This is a genomic window from Sphingomonas kyeonggiensis, assembly GCF_030812785.1.
Classification (GTDB): Bacteria; Pseudomonadota; Alphaproteobacteria; order Sphingomonadales; family Sphingomonadaceae; genus Sphingomonas; species Sphingomonas kyeonggiensis_B.
On record NZ_JAUSTJ010000003.1, the window covers coordinates 68,434 to 87,732 of the forward strand.

The window sequence follows — 19,299 nt, forward strand, 5'->3', positions numbered from 1 at the left end:
GAAGGCGCCCCGGGCTCCGGTCACCCGGCCAAAGGGGCGGCTCGTCTTTCGCAGGCGCGGCATGCGGTTGACCCGGGCAGTGCGGCGGGCTGACTGAGCCGCGACTAGCACTGGACAGGCGTATCTATGTTTCAAGTCGCAGTCGTCATACCTGTGTGGAACGGCGAAGCGGTGCTCGGCCGCTGCCTGGATGCGCTTGCGCGCCAGACGCTCCCGCGTGACGCATATCAGATCATCGTCGTCGACAATGGGTCGAGCGACGCCACGCCGGATATCGCGCGGCGCTATCCGGGTGTCGAGCTGCTCGAGGAGAAGCGGCCCGGCTCCTATGCCGCGCGCAACCTGGCGATCGGGCATGTCCGCGCGCCGATAACCGCCTTCACCGATGCCGATTGTGAGCCCGCGCCCGACTGGCTCGAGCAGGTGCTGCGGGCCGCGGCGGTCAATCCGGGCTTCGGCGTGCTCGCCGGCAGGATCGAGCTGTTCGACGAGATCGCGCAGGAGCGCGAGGTATTCGGCGATTATGAGAGGCTCTTCTCCTTCCCTCAGGCGCATGCGGCGCGTGGCAATTGCGCGACGGCAAACTGGGCGAGCGAGACGGCGCTGCTCAAGGAGTTGGGCGGGTTCGACGCCGGGCTGAAGTCGGGCGGCGACCGGCAGATGGCGCTGCGCATCAAGGAAGCCGGCCATCCCCTCGTCTATGTCCCCGCGATGGTCGTGCGCCATCCTGTGCGCGCGAGCCGGGCCGAGCTGGTCCACAAGCGCCGGCGGCTGAGCGGCGGGCGCTGGGACCGTACCGCGAAGCGCCCGCGGCTCGTTCATGTGCTGGGGATCACCGCGGTCGATACCGTGCGGCGGCTGCGCCGCGCGGCAATCTCGCGCGAACTGACGATGCGCCGCCGGCTGGCGGTGATGCTTCTGACGCTGGAGCTTGCCGGGGTGGCGGTGGGCGAATTCCTGCAACTCGCCGGGGGCAGAAAGGCAGCACGCGACTGATGACCGTCCCACATTTCTCCGTGGTCATGCCGCTCTACAACAAGGCCGCGCATGTCCGCGCCGCGATCGAGAGCGCGCTCGACCAGACGCTAGCGCCGCACGAGATATTGGTGATCGACAATTGCTCGACCGATGGCGGGCGCGAGCTGGTCGCGGCGATCGGGCATGAGCGGATCAAGCTGCTTGACCTGCCGACGCCGGGGCCGGGCGGCTATGCCGGGCGCAATCTGGGCATCCATGCGGCGAGCGGCGACTGGATCGCCTTCCTCGACGCCGATGACCTGTGGCAGCCCGATCACCTCGCCGTGTTGGCCGAGGGGATCGCAGCCGACCCGCAGGTCCATGCGGCGGCAACCCGGTTCGACCATGTGTTCGAGGACCGCACCCAGCCGCAGCGCATCGTGCACAAGCTGGAGGAAGCGCAGACGCTCGACCTTGCCGGCTTCCTCTCCGCCTGGCTGGCGGTGCGCGAATGCCCGATGTGGACCGGGGCGATCGCGATCCGCCGCGACGCGCTGTTCGAGGCCGGGCTGTTTCCCGAAGGCCGGGCGGTGCGCGGCGGCGACAAGGATCTGTGGCTGCGCGTGCTCGCCCAGGGCACGCTGCGCTACGACCCGCGCGTTACCGCCGTGTTCCACCGCGACAGCGACAACAAGGTCAGCAAATCGACCACCACGCTCGACCTGCCCTGCCTGGTCGAGACCGCGCGGACCATCCTCGCCGGGGCGACCGGGCGCGAGGCCAGCCTGCTCCGGCGGCTGGTGAACCAGGAGATCGCCCATTATGCCCGCTACGCGATGAAATATCCGGGGCGGACCGCGATCAGGCTGGGCGACATCTATCTGCCCGAAGGGACGGGCACCGCGGCGCTGCTGCTTGCCGCCAAGCTGATCCCCGCATCGATCCGGCAATCCGGCCATGCCCTGCGCAATCGGCTGCTCGCCCGCGCGTGAGGCTGGTCCGGGCCCTGGGCACCCTGCTGATCGGCGGGGGCGGTATCGCGGCGTGGCTGTCGCTGGCGGGCGGCATGGACCCGATGCTCGACGTCATCGCCTCGTTCCTGCCGCTGTTCGGGCTGGCGATCCTGCTCGGCCTGGCGCTGCGCTGGCGCCCGGGCGGCTGGGCGATCGCCGGTGCGCTGGTCGCCCTGGCGCCGGTGGCGATCGGCATGGTGCCCGAGCTGCTGCGCGACCAGCCCCGGGCGCGATCGGGCATGACGCAGGTGCGGGTGCTGACCCACAATGTCTGGCACGGCAATCCGGACCCGGCCGGCACCGCCCAGGCGATCCTCGACGCCCGGCCCGATGTGGTGATGCTGCAGGAAGTCGATCTCGGTTTCCGCCCGATGCTCGCGGCGCTGCGCCAGCATTTCCCCTATGGCACCAAATGCCCGCGGGGCTGCGATCTCGCGATCTTCTCGCGCTGGCCGATCGCCGACAGCGACTATTTCCTCGAGGATGCGAAGGGCCGCAAGTTCGGCCCGCCGGTGCTCTGGGCACGGATCACCGCGCCGGACGGCCGGCCCTTCACCGTGATCACGCTCCACTATCCGCGGCCGACCTCGAGCGACCAGGCGGTCGACCGGCAATCGGTCGCGCAGGCGCTGGCACGGATCAATCGCGACCCCCTCATCGTTGCAGGCGACATGAACCTCACTCCATGGGCGGCCGCGATGCGCGAGCAGGACCGCGCCTTCGAACCCCTCACCCGCATGACCCGGGCGCTGCCGAGCTGGCCGCGCCTCGTTCCCGTGCTGCCGATCGACCAGCTCTATGCCGGGCCCGACTGGGGGCTGGTCTCGGCACAGGCATTGCCCGCGACCGGATCGGACCATCGCCCGATCCTCGTGACTTTGGGCCGCCGGTGAAGCGCGCCGCCTTCCTTGCGCTGCTGGTCTCCGGCAGCTTCGCGGCGCCCGCGCTCGCCCAGCAATCGGATGCGACCGACGGGCTCGGCTCGGTCTCGACCGAGAACAGCTTCGGGCGCGACCGCAACGTCAGCGTGCTCGAGCGGCGGCGCCCGGCCTATACGCCCGAGCCGATCCGGGTGGGCACGTTCGAGCTGCTGCCGCGCGTCGCGATCGGCGCGGGCTATGACGACAATCTCTATGCCCAGCCGAGCGACCGGATCGGCGACGCCTATGTCCGCATCCGCCCCAAGGTCTCGCTGGTGCGGCCCTCGCCAACGCTCAAGCTCAACTTCGACGCCGAGCTCGACCTGCTGCGCTATGCCAATCGCGCGAGCGAGAACGCCACCCAATATGCGGTGAACGCGGGCGCGCTCTACACGATCAGCAGGTCTGACACGCTGAACGTGGCGCTGCGCAACGGGCGCTACAGCCAGGAGCGCGTCTCGCCCGATTCGCCCAGCCAGGCCTCGCGCCCGATCCGCTTCACCCTGAGCGGGGCGAACCTGGCCTACACGCACGTCTTCAACCGGTTGCGGGTGCGCGGCGTGTTCGATGTCGAGAACCGCAACTACGCCGACAGCGTGACGCCGGGCGGCGCGCCGATCGACCAGGATTTCCGCGACCACACGACGTACACGGGCACCGCGATCGGCGAATATGCGCTGAGCCCGAGCATTGCCTTCTTCGTCGCGGGCACGCTCAACCAGCGCGACTATCGAGAACGGACCGGGCCGGTGCCGGCGCGCGATTCCAGCGGCTTCGAGCTGGCCGGCGGCGCGAGCTTCGAACTGGGACGAAAGGCGCGCGGATCGCTGCGGCTCGGCTATCTCCAGCAGGACTACAAGCCGGCGCAGTTCAAGGACATTTCCGGCTTCCTCGTGCGCGGCGAACTGGCCTATTTCCTCACCCCGCTGGTGACGATCACCGGCACGGTCGATCGCGGCATCCGCGAGACCGGGGTCAATGGCGCGACCGGCTATCTCGCTACCAACTTCACGCTGCGCGCCGATTACGAGCTGTTGCGCAACCTGATCCTGGGCGTCGGCGGCGAGCTGGAGAAGCGCGACTTCAACGACATCGACCGGCGCGACGATCGCTGGACCTGGCGCGCCGGCGCTTCCTATCTGGTCAGCAAGCGCATGGCGCTGCGGCTCGATCTGCAGCGGCGCACCCAGTCGAGCGGCGGGGCAAGCGCCGGGCGCAACTTCGCGGACGACCGGATTTCAATGGGGGTGACCTTCTCGGGCCTATGAGGAGACCCTGGCCATGCCCATACTCTACATCTCGCCGACCGGCACCGGCTCGGGCGATGGCTCCAGCGCGGCCAATGCCGCGACGCTGAAGGACCTGCCGAAGCTGATCGCCGCGGCCGGGCCGGGCGGTCAGGTGCTGATGCTCGCCGACCAGGGCGCCTATACCGCACCGACCGAGGCGCTGGCGATCGTCGCGGGCGGCACCGCCGCGGCGCCGGTGACGATCCGCGGGGTCGACAGCGCCGGCAATGCGATGGCGGCGACGATCACGGGCACCCGGCTCGAGCCGTTCGATCCGGCCAATCCCGCGGGCGAGGAAGTCTTCCGCCTGCTCGGCGGGGCGAACAATTTGCGGTTCAGCGACCTCGCCTTCGAGAATGTCGGCACGGCAATCCGCGTCGGCGGAGACCTGAGCAACCTGACGATCGAGCATGTCACGGCGGGCAATGTCGCGCGCTTCTTCGACGACGTCGCTTCGGGTGCCAACGCCAGCGCGAGCATCGCCGGGCTGACGATCCGCGACGTCGCGGTGGACGGCTATTCCAAGGGCGCGATCCGCGTCCAGTACAACAGCAGCAACGTGCTGATCGAGGATGTCCGCGGCGACAGCCAGTTCCAGGACGGCGACAATTTCGCGATCGGCGTGCATATCGACGGCACCGCCCACGACGTGCTGGTCGACCATGTCGCGATGCGCAACGCGCTCGACACGGTGAACGACTATCGCAACGGCGACGGCTTCGCGACCGAGCGCGGCACCTACAACATCACGCTGCGCGACGTGATCGCCACCGGCAACAGCGATGGCGGGCTCGACCTGAAGAGCAACGGGGTGGTGGTCGACGGGGCGATCGTCTCGGGCAATGGCCGCAACATCCGCCTGTGGGGCACCGGCGCGCAGTTGAGCAACATCGTCAGCCTCGATGCCGGCGCGCCGCTCGCCGGGGGCAATCGCGAGCATATCTGGCTGGCCGAGGGCGCCAGCGCGACGATCGACGGGGCGTTCTTCTCCGATCCCGGCTCGCCGACCCTGTTCAACCTGGCCGAGAAGAACGGCGCGCTGACGGTACGCGACTATGGCCTCGCCATCGGCACGGGCACGGTGACCACCAAGAAGGGTACCGGATCGGTGCTGACCCTGGACGGGCAGCACTTGGTGGTGACGGCGGGGACTTCGGGCGACGACATGGTCGGCGGCAGCGCGAGCGCGGATGTGCTGCTGGGCGGCGCGGGCAACGACATGCTGGTCGGCAATGCCGGCGACGATGTGCTGGCCGGCGGTGCGGGGGCCGACATCCTCGTCGGCGGGGCGGGGCGCGACCTGCTCAGCTATGCCGGCAGCACCGCCGCGGTGCGGGTCGACCTGACCCGGCTCACCGCCAGCGGCGGCGATGCCACGGGCGATCTGTTCGACGGGTTCGAGGACGTCGAGGGATCGGGCTTTGCCGACACGCTGGCGGGCGATGCCGGCGCGAACCGGCTGTTCGGCGGCAATGGCGACGACATGATCTCGGGCGGTGCCGGGGACGACATGCTCGATGGCGGTGCGGGCGCGGACCTGCTCGATGGTGGGGCCGGGATCGACCGGGTCGATTATGGCAGCAGCGCCGCCGGGGTTACGGTCGACCTTGCCAATGGCGCGGCGAGCGGCGGCGAGGCGGCGGGCGACCGGCTGAGCGGGATCGAGGCGGTGGAGGGATCGGCATTCGCCGATATCCTCTCCGGCAGCGAAGGCGCCGACTGGTTCGGTGGCGGCGCGGGCGACGACCGGATCGACGGGCGCGGCGGCGACGATTTGCTGGTCGGCGGGGCGGGGGCGGACACGCTGACCGGCGGTAGCGGGTTCGACAGTGCGGACTATTCTGGCAGCGGCGCGGCCGTCACGATCGACCTTGTTGCGGGTACCGGCACGGGCGGCGATGCCCAGGGCGACCGGCTCGGGGGGATCGAGCGACTGGTTGGCTCGCGTTTCGACGATGTGCTGACCGGCGATGCGTTCGACAATGTCCTGGTCGGTGGTGCCGGCGCGGACCGGCTGACCGGCGGCGCGGGGATCGACACCGCCGATTATGCGTCGAGCAGCGCGGGGGTGACGGCCGTGCTGGGCGGCAACGGCAGCGGCGGCGATGCGCAGGGCGATGTGCTGGCCGGGATCGAGAACCTGGTCGGCTCCAGCTTTGCCGACGTGCTGGTCGGCGATGGCGCGGCCAATGCGCTATCGGGCGGTGCAGGCAACGACCGGCTGGTCGGCAATGGCGGTGCGGACCGGCTCGATGGCGGCGCCGGCGTCGATGCGGCGGACTTTTCGAACAGCGCGAGCGCAGTGACGGCGGACCTGGCCACGGGCACCGCCTCGGGCGGAGCGAGCCTGGTCGGGATCGAGGATTTGATCGGCTCGGAATTCGACGATGTGCTGAGCGGCGATGCCGGCAGCAACCGGCTGACCGGCGGTGCCGGCGCGGACCTGCTCGACGGGCGCGAGGGCTTCGATACCGCGGACTATTCGGGCTCGGCGACGGCAGTGCAGGTCGATCTTGCCCTGTCGGTGCAGGCCAGCACCGGCGATGCGGCGGGCGACCGGCTGGTCGGCATCGAGGGTCTGACCGGCTCGGCCTTTGACGACATTCTGTCGGGCACCGGCATTGCCGAGGCGCTCTATGGCGGCGCGGGGGCGGACCGGCTCGACGGGCGCGGCGGCGATGACCTGCTCCAGGGCGGTGCGGGTGCCGATGTGCTGATCGGCGGCGATGGGGTGGATACGGTCGACTACAGCACCAATGCGGTGGCGGTTTCGATCAACCTCCAGACCGGCGCGAGCAGCGGCGGCGATGCCGAGGGCGACCGGTTCGACGGCGTGGAGCGCTTCATCGGCACCGGCTTTGCGGACACGCTGATCGGCGATGGTGGCGACCAGATCCTGGTCGGCGGTGCGGGCGGCGACCGGATCGATGGAGCGGACGGGTTCGATACCCTGGTCTATTCGGGCAGCGCCGCGGCGGTGAAGGTCAACCTTGCCACCGGCGCGGTGTCGGGCGGCGATGCGCAGGGGGACAGCATCTCCGGCATCGAGGCGGTGGTCGGCAGCGGCCTTGCCGACACGCTCACCGGCGACGCGAATGCCAACCGGATCGAGGGCGGCGGCGGCAGTGACACGATCGATGGCGGTGCGGGCGCCGACCTGATGATCGGTGGCGCTGGCGACGACAGCTATGTGGTCGACAATGCCGGCGACCAGGTGATCGAGGCGCTGGGCGGCGGGACCGACATCGTCCGCACCAGCCTCGCGATGCTGACTCTCGCCGAGGGGGTCGAGGACCTCAGCTATACCGGGAGCAGCGCCCTGGCCGGCACGGGCAATGCGCTCGACAACAGCCTCTACGGCAAGGCGCTGGGCGATGCGCTGTACGGGCTCGACGGCGACGACAAGCTGGTCGGCGGCGCGGGCGCGGACTTGCTCGACGGCGGGGCGGGACGCGATCAGGCAGACTACACCAAGTCCACCGCGATCACGGTGAACCTGGCGACCAATGACAATCATGGCGGCGAGGCCGAGGGCGACCGGCTCTTCAACATCGAGACGGTGATCGGCTCCAACTATGCCGACAGCATCACCGGCAGCGACAATGTGCTGGTCGGCGACATGCTCTATGGGCGTGGCGGCGATGATGTGCTGGTCGGCGGGGCGGGCGACGACCAGCTCGACGGCGGCAGCGGCAATGACGTGCTGCGCGGCGGCACCGGCAACGACCTCTATGTCGTCTTCGAGGCCGGCGACCAGGTGATAGAGGCGGCAGGCGAGGGCCGCGACCGCATCCGCACCGCCGCCAACAACTACACGCTCGGCGCGAATATCGAGGAGCTGGTCTATACCGGCACGGTCGGCGCGACGCTGACCGGCAATGCGCTCGACAATTTCCTGGTCGGCGCCGGCGGCGAGGACCGGCTGACCGGCGGCGACGGCGCGGACATGCTGCGCGGCGGATCGGGCGGCGACGTGCTCGACGGCGGGGCCGGGGCCGACACGGTCGACTATGCCGGGTCGCTGGGCGGGGTGCTGGTCAATTTGCGTAGCCAGACCGCGACGGGCGGCGACGCCACCGGCGACAGGCTGGTCGGCATCGAGAATGCGCAGGGCTCGTCCTTCGACGACACGCTGCTCGGCAGCGCCGGCGCCAATGTGCTGACCGGGGGGGCGGGCGCCGATACGCTGTCGGGCGACGACGGCAACGACACGCTCTGGGGCGGGATCGGCGCCGACCGGCTCGACGGCGGCAAGAACGAGGATTTGCTCTACGGCGAGGATAGCGGCGACACGCTCTATGGCGGGCAGCAGACCGACAGGCTCTATGGCGGGGCCGGCAACGACCTGCTGGTCGGTGATAGCGAATGGGTCTCGTCACTCGCCGCCAAGGACACGCTCGACGGGGGCGACGGCGACGACGTGCTGGTCGGCGACGGGATGAGCATGACCGCGAGCGGGGTCGGCGGGGCGGACACGCTGATCGGCGGGCTCGGCAACGACGTGCTCTACGGCGATGCCGTGAACATGGCTGCCGGCGCCAAGGGCGGCAACGACAAGCTGACCGGCGGCGGCGGGAGCGACCGCTTCGTCTTCGCGCCGGGGTCGGGTGCCGACGAGATCACCGACTTCACCCGCGGCGGCGCCGAGGCCGACCGGATCGACCTCAGCGCCTTCGATATCGCCTATGAACAGCTGCGCTTCACCACCAGCAGCGCAGGGGTGACGATCCAGCTGGGTGGCACCGACACGATCTTCGTGCGCGGCGCCACCGCGCTCGATCAGGCGGACTTCGTGTTCGGCTGACCCTCGCGCCAGCCGTGCAGCGCGCCCTCGCACGCGGCGAGCAGCTCGGGCGGGGCGAGACGGTTGATGTACCCGTCCGAGCCCTGGTCGGAGAGCAATTTGGCGGGAATGCCGCCGACCACGCCGCGCTCGGGCACGTCCTTGGTCACCACCGCATTGGCGCCGATCGCCGCTTCCGCGCCGACCTGGATCCCGCCGATCACCTTGGCCCCCGAGCCGAGGAAGGTCCGGTCCCCGATCACCGGCGCCCCGCGCTTGGCGCCGCGGTTCATGTATCCCAGCACCACCCCGTGGGTGATGTTGACGTTGCTGCCCAGCACCGTGTCGCCATGGAAATAGAAGCCGCCGAACCGGTTGAGGAACAAGCCCGGACCGATCTCCATATATTCGGGGATAGCGAAGCCATATTTGTAGCGGGCGCGCAGCAGCAGCCACTTGGCCAGCGGATAGAAGCCGAAGGCCTTGGCCGGCTTGAGCCTCAGCCAGCCGGCGGTGCGCATCAGCACGGTGTATTTATAGCCGGGCGTGAAGGCATAATGCTTGAGGAAGGCGCCCGCGCTGACCCGGCCGGCATAGCGGTACAGGTCGGCGGCGAGCAGCGCCTTCAGCTTGGCGAAGCTGACCGGGCAGCCGCGCAGATGGGGCTTGCCGCTTTCGGGCAAGGGCTCGGCTAGCGCCAATTCGGGCGCGAGCGATGCGGTGGCCATGTCCATCAGAAATAGCGCTCGCCGAAGCGGATCGTGTCGCCGGGCAGCACCGCGAAATCGGCGGTCAGCGGATAGGCGCGCTCGCCGGGCTCGCCGGTGCGCTTGAGGAAGACGCGCTTCTCATTGGCGCGGTAGGTGAAGCCGTCCGCCTTGGCGACCGCGCCGCGGATGGTGAGGCCCTGGGTATAGGGATATTCGCCGGGCTTGTTGACCTCGCCCAATATGTAGACCGGGCGGAAGCTGGCGACCTGCACCGAGACCTTGGGCTCGAGCAGATAGCCTTCGCGCAGCTGGGTCTCGATCGCCTTGGAGAGCTGGTCGGGCTGCATGCCGGCCGCCTTGACCTCGCCGATCAGCGGGAAGGCGATGGTGCCGCCGGGCGAGACTTCGAAATCGCCGGTGAGCGAGACTTCGCCATAGGTGGCGACCTTCACCTTGTCGCCCGGCGAAAGAGTGAAGGCGGCGGCGGGCGGCGGGGCGTCGCCGCGGCCGGCAAGCGGAGTCTGGCCGGCGCATCCGCCGAGTAGCGCCAGCGCCCCCGCCAGCGCGATCTGCATGTGCCACTTCATCGATTTGCTCCCTGAACGCGACGTACATTGTCAACGGGTTGCGGGCGGGACGGCGCGGCGAGCGCGGCTTCGATCCTGGCCCAGTAATTGGCCGCCGCCTGCTCGACGCCATACGCCCGCGAGCGGGCACGCGCACGCACGCCACAGGCGCTGCGGCGCGGCTCGACGAGCACGCGGCGGAGCGCCGCAGCGAAAGCATCGACATCATCGGTGGGGACCAATGCGCCGGCATCGACATCGATCCCGCCGATCACCGCGCTGCGGGGGCGGTCCGCCAGAATTTCGGAGGGGCCCGAGGCGCAGTTGGTCGCGACCACCGGCACGCCGCAGGCCATCGCCTCGACCAGGCCATTGGGGAAGCCCTCGGCATTGGAGGGCATGGCATAGGCCTGGGCGCGGGCGAGCAGCGCGAAGGGATTGGCGACAAAGCCCGGCATGTCGATCCGGCCGGCGATGCCGAGCGAGGCGGCCAGCCGCTCGAGCGCCGGACGTTCCGGGCCCTCGCCGAGGATCACCAGGCGGGCGCCCGGATCGGCCTTGGCATAGGCGCGCAGCAGCAGCGCCATGTTCTTGTTGGGCACGAGCCGGCCGGCGGCGACGATATAGGGGCCGGCGGGGGTGAAGGCCGGCGGCTCGGCGGCGAGCGCCGCGATCTGGTCATGGTCGATCGGATTGGCGATTGCCGACATGCGGGCGCGGGCGACGCCGAAATTGTCGGCGAGATCATCGACCACGCCCTCCGACACCGCGATGACGTGCGCGGCGCGGGGATAGGCGATGCGGACCATCGCTTTGGCAGCGATCGCTCCGCGGCCCTTTCCGAGATGCGCGCTGGTGTTGACCCGCTCGCTGATCAGCCAGGGCCGGCCGCGCCCCGCCATCGCCCAGGCATTGGCGACATTGGCACGCGTGAGGAAGCTCAGCGTCGCATCGGGCGCGAGCCGGTCGACCAGCGCGCGCATCTGCTTGAGGCTGGGCAGCAATTTGTGCCGTGCATCGAGCTGGTGGACCTCCACCCAATCGGGCACCGGATAGGCGCGCGGCTCGTCGTCGAGCAGCGCCAGGTGCACGTCGTACCGGTTGCGCCACGGCGCCGATCCGCCGAGCAGGGTGGTGAGCACGCGCTCGGCGCCGCCGCCGGCGAGTGAATTGATCGCGAAGACTATTCGCTTGTTGTCCGGCATCGTCCCTCGTGCGCTTCCGCGCGAAATCCGGCCCCCTTGCCCAAGGGCGTACCACGCGGATTTGCTGCAATGCACCACGTGCGCGACCGCCCTGTCGCCCCGGTGGGGCAACTGACCGCTTAGGCGGCGCGCGGGCCCCGGATGCCCCGCTAACAACCGGGTGTTCAGGGACGATTTCGGAGAAGCATCATGGCCATTCGGCGAGTCGAATGTCTCGACGGGTTGCGCGGCCTGGCGGCTTTATGGGTGCTGATCGGGCACATGATGATCCTCACCGGCTTCCGCCTGCCGCTGGTCAGCAAGCCGGACCTGGGCGTGGACCTGTTCATCCTGCTCTCGGGCTTCCTGATGGTGTTCCAGTATCAGCTGCGCGCCGGCAGCGAGGACTGGAGTGCGCCCGGCACCTGGACGGCGTTCTGGACGCGGCGCTTCTTCCGGCTCGCGCCACTCTTCTATGTGACGCTGGCGGCGGCGCTGATCGCCGGGCCGGCCATCTATGAGAGCCGGGTGGCGATCGACACCTTCCTCGGCCAGGCGCTCCAGCCGCACGAGCGCTACACCGATGCCAGCCTGGCCAATATCGCCGCGCATCTGAGCTTCGTCTTTGGGCTGCTGCCCGACTATGCTTTCCGTACCGCGCTGCCCGACTGGAGCCTGGGGCTGGAGATGCAATTCTACGCGCTCTTCCCCTTCCTGGTGCTGCTCGCCCGGCGGATCGGCTGGATGCCGATGGCGCTGGTCGCGGCGGCGGGCGGGGTTGTCGTGGCGCTGCTCGCAGGCGCGGCCGGGCTCGACTGGCCGATGCCGTCCTTCCTGGCGCTCAAGCTCCAGCTCTTCCTGTGCGGCATGCTGATCGCCGCCGATCCGGGCGAGGGACGCGGGCGGAGCTGGATGCATCTCGGCCTGGCCTTGCTGCTCGCGGCGATCCCGATCGGCGGCGAGCAGGACCTGCTCCACTTCGCGGTGCGCGAGCTGCTGGTGCTCGGCTTCTTCGCGCTGGTCCATCTGCGCTCGCTGGGCGTGGTCGACGGCGTCTCGCGGCTGCTCGGGAGCCGGCCGTTCCACTGGCTGGGCGAGCTCAGCTACGGGACCTATCTGATCCACCTGCTGATCCTGCAGCCGGTGGCGGCGGCGGTGATCGGCCATTTCGGTACCGGGCTGGGCGCGGCCGGGCGGTTCGTGCTGACCGGGGCGGTGGTGGTGCCGGTCACCTATGCGCTGGCGTTCGTGACCTACAAGCTCGTCGAGCTGCCCGGGCAGAAGCTGGGCAAGGCGGTGATCCGAAGGGCTACCGGCAACGCGGTGCGGTCGCGGCAGACGGTGCCGGAGGAACTGGCGGCGCCTTGAGGATTACTCCCGTCATCCCCGCGAAAGCGGGGACCCATCTCCTGCACGCGCCACCCGATCCGACTGCTGGTGTGACCGCGGCATCTCCCCGAGATGGGTCCCCGCTTTCGCGGGGATGACGATGGAAGGACCTAGCCGAACACGAAATCGTTCGCGCTTACGCTCTGGGTGCCGCGCAGGAAGATGCTTTCGGCGCCCACCCCGATACGGATTCCCTCCGCGCTCGTGGTGAAACTGAGCTGCTCATAGGCGATATCGAAGGCGCTCAGGTCGATATGGTCCTGGCCCGAGGCGAAGTCGCCGATCTCGTCGGCGCCCGAGCCCGGTTCGAAGACGAACCAGTCCGCGCCGCCGCCGCCGAACAGCTGGTCGTTGCCGCCGCCGCCCATCAGATGGTCGGGGCCGTCGCCGCCATAGAGCTTGTCGGCGCCGCCGGCGACCGTCCCAGTCGAATCGCGACCGTCGCCATAGAGCCAGTCATTGCCGTCGCCGCCCTCCAGCGTGTCGGCGCCGCCCCTGGCATTGTCCTTCATCACGTCGCCGTCGCCGATCAATATGTCGTCGCCTGCGCCGCCGGTCAGCTTGTCGTTGCCGCCCTTGCCGCTGCCATAGATGTTGGCGGCGTCGCCGATCAGCAGGTCGGCATCGTCGCCGCCGTCGAGCCGGTCGTTGGCGCCCTGGCTGCTCAGCCATTCGAGATCGCCGACCAGCCGGTCCGCCCCCGTCCCGCCGATCAGCGTGTCCGACTGCCAGCCGCCGAGCAGGCTGTCGGCGCCGGCTTGGCCCTGGAGCAGATCCTCGCCATTGCCGCCGCTCAGCACGTCGGCGCCCGAATTGCCGGCGATGTCGTCATTGCCGTCGAGCCCGCTCAGCGTGTCGCTGCCCGCGCCGCCGATCATCATGTTGCCAAGCGCATTGCCGGTGCCGGTGAAGTCGGCCGCGCCGCGGCGGATCAGATTCTCGATGTTGCTGCCCAGCGTGTAGCTGGCGAGCGTCGTCTCGACCCGGTCGATGCCGGCATTGGCGGCTTCGGTGATCCGGTCGCCGGCATGGTCGACCAGGAAGATGTTGTCGCGCGAGGTGCCGGTCATGGTGTCCGCGGTCGCGGTGGCGGGCAGGGGCAGCAGCGCGACATAGCTGGTCGCGCCGGGCGAAGCGGCGCCCTGGTCGACCGCCAGCGTCTCGCGGATCGTTGCGGCGCCGGTGAGGCCGGGCAGGCTGGCCTGGGTCGCGAGGATCGACAGCTCCGAATGGGTGATCTCGACGCCCTGCAGCGTGAGCTTGCCATTCGACGAGATCACCTTGGTGCGCGATCCGGCATCGTCGAAATGGCCGCCGATCACGGTGACGTTGGCCGCGGTATCGAGCCAGAGCTGGTTCTGCTCGGAGATGCCGCCGCGCAGCACCGGGTTGCGGCCGGTCGGGTCGATCAGGGTCGCCTCGCCCCACAGCCGGAAGTTGCGGCCATTCTCCTCGCTGAGCGCACGGACCAGCACGGTGCCGGTCGACTTGAGGTCGTATCCGCCATCGCTGTTGCCGCGCGCGACCGTGTCGATGAAGCGCACGTCATAGACGCCGCGCTCGGTCGCGAAGCCGTCGCCGTTGAAATAGGCGCCGGCGGTGCTCTGGACATTCTCCATGGTCACCTGGTTGAGCGTGACATTGTGGACGGTGCCGTCGAGATGCACGCCTTCGGGCAGGTCGTCGCCCAGTTGCCCGGCCATGTCGGCGCGGACATTGTCGATCAGCACGTTGTTGGTGTCGTACTGGAGGCGGATCGCCGCCTTGGAGAAGCCCTTCACGTCGATGTCGCGCAGGGTGAGCCCGGTGATCGTCGCGGTGCCCGAGGCCGCGCTCGAATAATCCTCGAAGAAGCGGCGGACGTTGCTGGCGTCGACGCCCTCGATGCGCAGGTTGCTCAGGTCGGCGGTGACGCGGAAGGCAGTGCCGACATTGTCGATCTGCAGGTCGCGGAACACCAGGTTGCTGGCGCCGGTGCCGAGCTTGAACAGCTCGTTGCCGGCGACGTCGCCCGCCTGCCAGTCGGTCGGGCGCGAGCCGCTGAAATGCGCTTCCATGGCATTGCCGGCGGAATCGATACCGCGAACGGTCACCGGATTGCCGTCGGTGCCGCCGCGCGTGATGCCCAGGATGCCGGTGACGCCATAATCGCCCTGGTCGGCGAGCAGCAGCACTTCGCCGCCCGGTCCGGCCTTTCCGATCAGCGTGTTGAGCGAACCGATCGACGCTGCGTTGTTGATGTCCCGGCCGCTTTTGTCTCCGGATCCGGCAGGCGAAATGTACAGGCTGGGCATGGCTCGGCGACCCCGTGGTTGTTCGATGCTTAACATCGATCAATTTAGATGCCGTGGTGCATCGCAGCGTGGTTAAGCCGGGATTATGCTGATCAGCCGAGGGGTTATTGCGGTGGACCGTCGGGAACTTATCGTTTCGATTACGGGACTTGCAGCGGGAAGTGCATGCGCTGCACGGCTCCCGGACGGCGATGCTGCGCTGCGTCCGAGCCTGGTCGTGGAGGCCGAGGGGCCGGGCCGCTGGCGGATCCGCAGCTGGCAATGGCGCGGCGATGCCTGGCGGCCGGCGATCGCGCGGGCGGTGCTGGGGGCTGGCGGGATTGTGGTGTCAGGGAAGATCGACGCGGCGAGCCGGGCGGAGGTGCTGGGTCGGTTGCGAGCCTAGGGCTCTCCCCGTCTCCAATCGTCACCCCGGCCTTGGGCCGGGGTGACGTTTTTGAGAGGGGTTAGCCCTTAGCGACACCCGGCTGCCCGGAAGCACGCGGCGTCTCCCGCCCCGGCGCCAGTGCGCTGCGATAGACCGCCAGCGTGTCCTCCGCCGCCTTGTCCCAGCTGAACCGCGCCCGCACCGTGTCGCGGTCGACCTGGAACTCGGCGCAGTCCGCATCGAGCCGATCGGTCAGCGCCGCGACGTCGCCGACCGGGAAATAGTTGCGCGCGTCCAGGGCGATATCGAGATTGGCGGGGATGTCGCTCAGCAGCATCGGCGCGCCGCAGCTTGCCGCTTCCAGCGCTGCGATCGGCAGGCCCTCGTGATAGCTCGGCATCACGAACAGCGCGGTGTTCTCGTAGAGGCACTTGAGCGTCGCGCGCGACTGGACGCCGGCGAAGATCACCCGGTCGCCGGCGCGCTCGATCAGCGCGCGGGCATAGTCGCTCTCGTGATCGGTGGCGCCGGCGATGACCAGCTTCGCATCGGAGCCGGACGCCTCGAACGCCTCGATCAGGTCGTGCAGGCCCTTTTCCGGCACCAGCCGGGCGACGGCGAGCAGGAACTTGCCGCGCTCCACGCCGATCCGCTCGAGCACCAGATCGGGATCGGCATCGCCGGGCAGGTCCGACGTGCCGTTGGGGATGTAGCTGATCGTCTGCGCGCGGGCCGGGAACTGGCGCTTGAGCTGCGTCGCCAGCGAGGGCGAGACGGCGATTACCCGGTGGGCGAAGTTGAGCGCCAGCCACTCGCCGCTGCGCAGCGCAGTGCGGGCGACCTTGCCCCATTTGGCGCGGTGATAATCGGTGCCGTGATGCGTCACGACCACCTTGAGCCCGAGCAGCCGGGCGAAGGGCGCCAGCAGGCCCGGGCCGATCGCATGGATATGGATCAGGTCCGCGCCGCGCTTGCGGGCGGAAAGCACCGCGAGGAAGGTCGAGACGATCGCCTCGAGATGCTGTTGGCGCGGGCAGGGGATGCCGACGATCTCGACGCCGCGATGCTCGTTCACGGCCTCGGGCAGATAGGGTGCGCGGCCGAGCACCACCGAGCGGTGATCGGGCCATAGTGCCTTGATCCGCGGCAGCAGCTCCTCGCAATGGCTCTCGATCCCGCCCATGACATGGGGGAAGCCGCGCAACCCGGTTACGCAGATGGTCGGCGGGCCATCGGCACCGCCGGTAGACGCACTTGTCCGTTGCAGCATGTCGATACTCCGTACTCGCCCGGCCGGTTTTCCCGGCTCAGGCCACCGCTGCCATCGGCCCTCTTCCACCCTGTTCGATCTCGCTCAGATACCAGTCGACGAACCGCTCGATGCCCTGGGCGAGCGAAACCTTGGGACTGTATCCGGTGAGCGCGCGGATCGCCGAGATGTCGGCGAAGGTCGCGGTCACGTCGCCCGGCTGCATCGGGCGCATCAGCTTCACCGCCTGGCGGCCGAGCGCGCGCTCGAGCGTGGCGATCATGTCCATCAGGCCGACCGGATCGCAGTCGCCGATGTTGAGCAGCCGGTGCTCGCCCGCTGCCGGCGGCTTGTCGAGCACGCCGACCACCCCGTCGACGATGTCGTCGATATAGGTGAAGTCGCGCGCCATCCGGCCCTCGCCATAGACCTCGATCGGCTGGCCGAGCAGGATCTTCTGGGCGAAGCCGAAATAGGCCATGTCGGGCCGGCCCCAGGGGCCATAGACGGTGAAGAAGCGCAGCCCGCTCATCCGCAGGCCGTAGAGCGTCGCATAGCTCTGGCTCATCAGCTCGCAGCTGCGCTTGGTCGCCGCATAGAGCGAGACCGGCGCGGTGCAGGGCTCGTCCTCGCGGAAGCCTTCGCCGCCCAGTGGCCGCTCGCCATAGACCGAGCTCGACGAGGCATAGACGAGATGCTCGACATTGCCGGCCTGGCGTGCCGCCTCGAGCACCGCGAGATGCCCCTTCAGGTTGCTGTGCTCATAGGCGAAGGGGTTCTCGATGCTGTAGCGCACCCCCGCCTGTGCCGCGAGATGGACGATCCGGCGCACGCCGTTCCCGGCCACCAGCTCGGCGAGCAGCTCGGGGCTGGCGATGTCGCCGCGGACCAGGCGGAAGTCGAAATTGTCGACCAGCCGCGCGACCCGCGCCTCCTTCAGCGCGACGTCATAATAGTCGGTGAAATTGTCGAGCCCGATCACGCGCTCGCCGCGCGCGAGGAGCCGCTCGGACACCGCATGGCCGATGAAGCCAGCGGCGCCCGTCACGAGGACGGGGCCGCCGGCGCTCACGCTGCCTGCCTGTCGTTCGCGGCTTCGGCGTCTTCCTGCTTGCCCGGCCGGCCGACGCTGACATAGCGCAGGCCCACTTCCTCCGCCTGGGCGGGCGGATAGATGTTGCGCAGGTCGACCAGCACCGGCTCGGCCATCGTCGTCGCCAGGCGCTTGAGGTCGAGCGCGCGGAAGGCGTCCCATTCGGTGACGATCACCGTCGCCGCCGCCCCTTCGGCCGCGGCATAGGGCGAGGTGGCATATTCCACGTCCTTCAGCACCGCCTCGGCGGCGGACATGCCCTCGGGATCATAGGCGCGGATCTTCGCACCGGCGTCCTGCAGTGCCTGGATGATCGCGATCGACGGCGCGTCGCGCATGTCGTCGGTATTGGGCTTGAAGGTGAGGCCGAGCACCGCGACCGTCCGGCCGCGCACGCGCCCGTCCATCGCCGCCAGCACCTTTCGGCCCATGGCGCGCTTGCGCTGGTCGTTGACCGCGATCGTCGCCTCGATCAGCCGCAGCGGCGCGTCGTGGTCCTGCGCCGTCTTCATCAGCGCCAGCGTGTCCTTGGGGAAGCAGGAGCCCCCATAGCCCGGGCCGGCATGGAGGAACTTGGCCCCGATCCGGTTGTCGAGCCCGATGCCGCGCGCGACTTCCTGGACGTCGGCGCCGACCTCCTCGCACAGGTCCGCCATCTCGTTGATGTAGGTGATCTTCATCGCCAGGAAGGCGTTGGCGGCATATTTGATCAGCTCGCTGGTCCGCCGGCGGGTGAAGACGATCGGCGCCTTGTTGAGCGAGAGCGGGCGATAGACCGCCTCCAGCGGCGCGCGGGCGCGGTCGTCCTCGATGCCGATGACGACGCGGTCGGGCCGCTTGAAGTCCTCGATCGCGGCACCTTCGCGCAGGAATTCGGGGTTCGAGGCGACGGCGAACTCGGCCGCCGGATTGCACTCGCGGATGATCCGCTCGACCTCGTCGCCGGTGCCGACGGGCACGGTCGACTTGGTGACGATCACGGTGAAGCCGTTCAGCGCGCCGGCGATCTCGCGGGCGGCGCCATAGACATAGGAGAGGTCGGCATGGCCGTCGCCGCGCCGGCTCGGCGTGCCGACCGCGATGAACACGACGTCCGCCGCGCCGACGGCTTCGGAGAGCTCGGTGGTGAATTCGAGATTGCCCGCCGCGACGTTGCGCGCGACGAGCTCGTCCAGCCCGGGCTCATAGATGGGGATTCCGCCGGCGCGGAGCCGGGCGATCTTGTTCGCGTCCTTGTCGACGCAGGTCACGTGATGGCCGAAATCGGCAAAACACGCGCCCGAAACCAGCCCGACATAGCCGGACCCGATCATAACGATACGCATTACGCACTGCTCCCTGATACGCGGAGACGATACTAATTCTGTTGCGCCTGCGAACACTCATCCTGTGCCGTGGCGCCGTCAACTTGCCAGCTTTGAGCTGAGAGAAATCGGCGGCGAAATGAATTGTGCTTCATTTTGCCGGTCGATTGGGTTGCGGTGC

General features: G+C 69.1%; 13 protein-coding genes. 6 read left to right on the forward strand and 7 right to left on the reverse strand.

Translation table 11 applies throughout. From position 1 onward, the window contains the following. The first annotated feature begins 126 nt into the window (after nucleotides 1–126). The 5 genes from J2W22_RS18115 to J2W22_RS18135 are packed head-to-tail and all read left to right on the forward strand — an operon-like array spanning nucleotide 127 to nucleotide 8,983. On the forward strand, nucleotides 127–996 hold the full coding sequence (locus J2W22_RS18115) for a glycosyltransferase (protein ID WP_307119678.1): 870 nt from the start codon (nucleotides 127–129) through the stop codon (nucleotides 994–996). Further along, nucleotides 996–1,949 carry a glycosyltransferase family 2 protein gene (locus tag J2W22_RS18120; protein ID WP_307119679.1) on the forward strand — a complete coding sequence of 318 codons (954 nt, stop codon included), beginning with the start codon at nucleotides 996–998 and terminating at the stop codon, nucleotides 1,947–1,949. Before J2W22_RS18115 ends, J2W22_RS18120 begins: the two co-directional genes overlap by 1 nt. Continuing rightward, nucleotides 1,946–2,863, forward strand: a complete 918-nt coding sequence (locus tag J2W22_RS18125; RefSeq protein WP_307119680.1) for an endonuclease/exonuclease/phosphatase family protein — start codon at nucleotides 1,946–1,948, stop codon at nucleotides 2,861–2,863. The genes J2W22_RS18120 and J2W22_RS18125 overlap by 4 nt, the downstream gene beginning before the upstream one ends. Next, on the forward strand, nucleotides 2,860–4,158 hold the full coding sequence (locus J2W22_RS18130) for an outer membrane beta-barrel protein (protein ID WP_307119681.1): 1,299 nt from the start codon (nucleotides 2,860–2,862) through the stop codon (nucleotides 4,156–4,158). Before J2W22_RS18125 ends, J2W22_RS18130 begins: the two co-directional genes overlap by 4 nt. 13 nt (nucleotides 4,159–4,171) lie before the next feature. After that, nucleotides 4,172–8,983: a calcium-binding protein gene (locus J2W22_RS18135; RefSeq protein WP_307119682.1), complete on the forward strand. Its 4,812-nt coding sequence runs from the start codon at nucleotides 4,172–4,174 to the stop codon at nucleotides 8,981–8,983. Here the strand turns inward: J2W22_RS18135 and J2W22_RS18140 are convergent. Genes J2W22_RS18140 through J2W22_RS18150 form a run of 3 tightly spaced genes read right to left on the reverse strand, consistent with a single transcriptional unit; the run spans nucleotide 8,959 to nucleotide 11,443 of the window. Beyond that, nucleotides 8,959–9,696 carry a serine O-acetyltransferase gene (locus J2W22_RS18140; protein WP_307119683.1) on the reverse strand — a complete coding sequence of 246 codons (738 nt, stop codon included), beginning with the start codon at nucleotides 9,694–9,696 and terminating at the stop codon, nucleotides 8,959–8,961. The genes J2W22_RS18135 and J2W22_RS18140 overlap by 25 nt on opposite strands. Beyond that, entirely contained in the window at nucleotides 9,696–10,259 is a 564-nt protein-coding gene (locus tag J2W22_RS18145; protein ID WP_307119684.1) for a polysaccharide biosynthesis/export family protein, read from the reverse strand. Before J2W22_RS18145 ends, J2W22_RS18140 begins: the two co-directional genes overlap by 1 nt. After that, a complete protein-coding gene (locus J2W22_RS18150) occupies nucleotides 10,256–11,443 on the reverse strand; it encodes a glycosyltransferase (protein WP_307119685.1) in 1,188 nt (395 codons plus the stop codon). Before J2W22_RS18150 ends, J2W22_RS18145 begins: the two co-directional genes overlap by 4 nt. Before the next feature lie 189 nt (nucleotides 11,444–11,632). Here J2W22_RS18150 and J2W22_RS18155 point away from each other — a divergent pair, with 189 nt between their 5' ends. Continuing rightward, nucleotides 11,633–12,790 (forward strand): acyltransferase family protein, encoded by a 1,158-nt coding sequence (locus tag J2W22_RS18155; protein WP_307119686.1) that lies wholly within the window; start codon nucleotides 11,633–11,635, stop codon nucleotides 12,788–12,790. Between the two features lie 131 nt (nucleotides 12,791–12,921). Here the strand turns inward: J2W22_RS18155 and J2W22_RS18160 are convergent, their stop codons facing one another. The 4 genes from J2W22_RS18160 to J2W22_RS18175 form a co-directional block, all read right to left on the reverse strand. After that, nucleotides 12,922–15,105, reverse strand: coding sequence for a calcium-binding protein (locus J2W22_RS18160; RefSeq protein ID WP_307119687.1), 2,184 nt, complete (start codon nucleotides 15,103–15,105; stop codon nucleotides 12,922–12,924). 446 nt (nucleotides 15,106–15,551) lie between these two features. Then, on the reverse strand, nucleotides 15,552–16,742 hold the full coding sequence (locus J2W22_RS18165) for a glycosyltransferase family 4 protein (protein ID WP_307119688.1): 1,191 nt from the start codon (nucleotides 16,740–16,742) through the stop codon (nucleotides 15,552–15,554). 37 nt (nucleotides 16,743–16,779) lie between these two features. Then, nucleotides 16,780–17,793: an NAD-dependent epimerase/dehydratase family protein gene (locus tag J2W22_RS18170; protein ID WP_307119689.1), complete on the reverse strand. Its 1,014-nt coding sequence runs from the start codon at nucleotides 17,791–17,793 to the stop codon at nucleotides 16,780–16,782. Beyond that, entirely contained in the window at nucleotides 17,790–19,139 is a 1,350-nt protein-coding gene (locus tag J2W22_RS18175) for a UDP-glucose dehydrogenase family protein (RefSeq protein WP_307119690.1), read from the reverse strand. Before J2W22_RS18175 ends, J2W22_RS18170 begins: the two co-directional genes overlap by 4 nt. Between the last annotated feature and the right edge of the window lie 160 nt (nucleotides 19,140–19,299).